The 3,731-nt window shown below is 51.4% G+C and carries 4 protein-coding genes and 1 pseudogene; 3 read left to right on the top strand and 2 right to left on the bottom strand.

Translation table 11 applies throughout. The features are described from left to right. The 3 genes and pseudogenes from AOA59_RS33750 to AOA59_RS31300 all read left to right on the top strand — a co-directional run. Positions 1 to 1,167, top strand: a pseudogene (locus tag AOA59_RS33750) (DUF637 domain-containing protein); the annotation flags it as partial. A 180-nt stretch (positions 1,168 to 1,347) separates the two neighbouring features. Next, on the top strand, positions 1,348 to 2,010 hold the full coding sequence (locus tag AOA59_RS33745) for an HNH/endonuclease VII fold putative polymorphic toxin (RefSeq protein ID WP_371919105.1): 663 nt from the start codon (positions 1,348 to 1,350) through the stop codon (positions 2,008 to 2,010). Then, a complete protein-coding gene (locus AOA59_RS31300; RefSeq protein ID WP_256593154.1) occupies positions 2,000 to 2,635 on the top strand; it encodes a hypothetical protein in 636 nt (211 codons plus the stop codon). Before AOA59_RS33745 ends, AOA59_RS31300 begins: the two co-directional genes overlap by 11 nt. Positions 2,636 to 3,007: 372 nt before the next feature. Here AOA59_RS31300 and AOA59_RS31295 read toward each other — a convergent pair whose 3' ends face one another. Then, a complete protein-coding gene (locus tag AOA59_RS31295; RefSeq protein WP_099490092.1) occupies positions 3,008 to 3,277 on the bottom strand; it encodes a hypothetical protein in 270 nt (89 codons plus the stop codon). Positions 3,278 to 3,551: 274 nt separating this feature from the next. After that, positions 3,552 to 3,731 (bottom strand): hypothetical protein (locus tag AOA59_RS32580; RefSeq protein ID WP_158235290.1); only part of this gene is annotated, 180 nt, incomplete at its 5' end.

Raw genomic sequence — 3,731 nt, 5'->3', positions numbered from 1 at the left:
GCGGCGAAGCTCGACAGTGGCGGGGATATTTCGATTGTCAGTGGTGGGGCGGTGACGTTTGAGGCGGTGAAGGATTTACGGCAGGAGAGTCATGAGAAGAGCAAAAGTGACCTGGCGTGGAACAGTGCCAAAGGTAAGGGTAATACAGACGAGACGCTGCGTCAGACTCAAATGGTTGCGCAAGGGAAAGTAGCCATCCAGGCAGTGGATGGTCTGAAGATTGATATCAAGAAAATCGACCAGCACTCCGTCAGCGAGACCATCGACGTTATGGTCAAGGCAGATCCGCAGCTTGCTTGGCTAAAAGACGCTGAGAAGCGTGGGGATGTGGACTGGCGGCAAGTGCAGGAGATGCATGACTCGTTCAAGTACAGCCATTCCGGGCTTGGGCAGGGTGCGATGCTGGCGATTATTATCATCGTGACGGCATTGACTGCGGGGGCTGGGAGCGTGATGGCTGGCAGCGCTGCGGGCGCCACGGCCGGTTCCGGTACCGCTATGGCGGCAGGAGGGATCTCCACTGTCGGGGCAACTGCGGGCACCTTCGTTGGTGCCGGCTGGGGAAATCTTGCAGCAACAGCCGTGATTGGTTCGGCAACCAGCGGCGCAGTGATCAGCGCTATAAACAACAAGGGAAACCTGGGTGCCGTTGTTAAGGATGTGACATCCAGTCAAGCGCTGAAGGGTTACGTTGTTTCAGGCATCAGTGGTGGTTATGTGCCAGACAGTCTAGGCACTCAACTCGCCGTACGCTCTGCCCTGAATACAGTGGCTAACGGTGGGAAATTTAAAGATAACGTCGTGCAGGCCGCAATCGGGATGGCGGCAGATGGCTTGAGCGGAGCTATATATAACAAGGTAGGTGATGCACTTCTTGGCACTAACCTCTCCACAAAAGTAGCGGTACACGCAATCGTCGGCGGATTGATTGGCGAAGCGGCAGGTGGAGATTTCCGCACTGCTGCTTTGGCCGCGGGTGCTAACGAAGCGCTGATTAGCTTGGTTGGTGACAAGATTTTCCCTGGCGACGAGCATGAACGCCTATTGGCGATGACGTCTCAGTTGGTGGGGATGACGGTCGCAGCGGCGGCAGGTGGTGACGACAAGGCTCAGGAAAAGGCCGCGTGGGTAGCCCAACAGGCCACCGTATATAACAACCTCAAGCATGCTGAGGCTGAAGGTTTGCTTAAGGAAATCAAGGATTGCCGTGCAACGAAGACCTGCGGCGAAGACAAGCTAAAAGGTATTTTGAGTAAATACGAAAAACTGTCTGCTGAAAATTCCGACCCTATCAAGGCATGCAAGACGCGCAGTTGCGTAGACGATATCGTCAATAGCTCTATTCGAATGGACGATCCGGTTGCCCAGGAGCTGCTGAAGTTACTGAGACAAACCACCTATGATGTGCCTGGCTTGCTGCAAGGTAACCCTGGCGAGCCCACGTCGCTGTCCCCGAACCCGAGTGGGTGGGGAGATATGTTTGCGATGGACAAACAGGTAGCGTATGCCAAGAGCCTGAAAGAGGGTTGGCTGACGCCGCAGGAAGCTGCCGATCTCGATCGTTGGAACGCTTCCACCACTTGGGTGGATCGGATGTATGGGCATAAGCTGGAGCCAGGTGAGAAAGCTGCGATTCTTACTGAGCTAGGTACGGCAGGTGCCGCGGCTCTGATGAGCGGTAGAGGTAGTATTGGGGCTGCTGGCCCAAAGGGCACAATTCCTGAGAATATGAGCCCTATAGGTGCGGGACGAAGTGGAGCCTTTAATGAAGCTAAACGTCAATCAGGCATTCCCACAAGCCAGCAACCCAGCCGGGTCCTACCAAATGTCGATAAGCGGGGCAATCCTCAGCCGGGGAAAATTTATGAGTTTGAGGTTCCAGCTCCAGGTGGCGGCCTCAAAACGGTAAGGATCCGTGATGATGCAGGAGGTCACGATTTCGGTTCAGGGAATTCCCAAAATCGTGGGCCCCATTTTAACGATAAAACTGGAAATCACTATGACTATTGATATTCAAATCGTGAATGCGCCTGATATTTCACTTACTAATAATGTGATTAATCCCCAATGGGCTGAAGATAATTTTAGAGCAGTATTGTCAGCAGCTAGTTTTTTAGTCGCTGATAAGTCAAATGCTTCACTTGCAGGTGTGCTAAGTTTTATTTGCCGTCTGATTGATAAAAGACTACCTGAGTATGATGTTTGGTTGCTTCTAGGTAACTCTGCTTGGCAACCAGATACTCGAATTGTACGCTATCGAAAATTGTGGGGCGCACTGAAGTTTCGAGGATATGAAATTTCGGAGGGTAGTGACTCTCAAGAATCCGTTGTAGAAGCTCATGGGGGATTAAAGTTTTTCGGTGCCTTACGGCTTTCAAAACTATCTATCGCGAGTTTAATTGACGTAATTGTTGATGAGCGCTGTTCATATATTGTTGCGACACCTAAGGCTTTTGAGTTTAAATGCAGTCTTGATGTTGGGTGGTCCGGAAGTTTGGCTGAAGATTATAGTCTTTGTTGTCAAGTGTGCAGAGAAGATGGATTACTCTTTAAACAGGTCGGCGAGTTTGATGACCATGAGTGGGGTTTCATATCTATTGGGTCGCCAGAGATTATGGAGAAATTGTTGAGTTGAAATGGCGAGAGATGGGGGCGGGCTACGGAAAAATTGGGTCAGACCCTGAGGGATTCCCACAAATTTACCCTAAACTCTGCGCTTGATGGCTTACCTCATCACGCAGAGCCCGCTCCAATATTTCCAAGTGTCCTCAGCCCCCAAAATCTGTGCAGCTTCGCCTGGGAAAAGGCGCAGATTTATTTGATTTTCATAGGGTGTTTGTGTCTAAGGCAGGCGAGTTTATTTAGGTGTAATGTACTTTTTTGGGGTTATACGTGTTTTTTCGTTTGAGATATTAAAATCTAGTTCTTTAATAAATTGGCTTTTATTTTTTACATCTTGAGCTCTGAGTTTAGCCAGATCGGGCGGCTCTACGCCGCCCGAATTTATTTATAAGTCTTGCGAAATCAACCTTCGCCCAATCGCATCCATGAGATCGCAACCATCACGCAATGGAATGGCCAGCAACAACGCAAAGTCGTGAAGGACAATCGCATCACTGCTGATTTCCTCGCGAAATGCCAGGTTTTCCAGAAACTGAGTCACTGCACGAATGCGGTAAGCAGCGGCATCATAGAGAACATCAAGAGGGGCTTGCGTGTCGATCACCAGCGCGGGGATGGTTGAATCGTGGCCTGTCAGTGGCATGTATCGGGTCATTTTATATCTCTCTACTTAAGTGATGGATGCCATCACTCAAACGTCGCCAAACGTATGGGTGACAGCTGTACGCAGGTTGGCGAACCGGCAGTAGAGAAAACCGGCAGACCCTAAGGTCTCCCGCGCACAGCCGTCATAAACGACTTTGCGGGCGCACAAGTGTCTGCAAAAAAGCCGTCAGCTTGCGCATTCTCTACCGTCAGGTCGCCAAACCTGAATCGCCATATGGGCGACCGGCGGACTATAAGCCCTCAGCATAAAGACGCGCAAGGCATCAAACAGCCAACACCAACGCACAGGCGACCGCCTGGAAATACTCGCCACCGCCGTCACCGGCGACATCCTCAACGAGCGCACCGTCACCACCTTCAAACAGCAAGGCGAGGGCTACCAACTGCGCAACGACGTGGCCAGCGACGCCTCGCGCTTCGAAGCCACCGACACCCTCAAGCTC

The sequence above is a fragment of the Pseudomonas sp. 2822-15 genome (assembly GCF_002742515.1).
GTDB classification, from domain to species: Bacteria; Pseudomonadota; Gammaproteobacteria; order Pseudomonadales; family Pseudomonadaceae; genus Aquipseudomonas; species Aquipseudomonas salomonii.
Note: the sequence above shows the minus strand (reverse complement) of the source record. Positions and strands in the feature narration are given on the sequence as shown.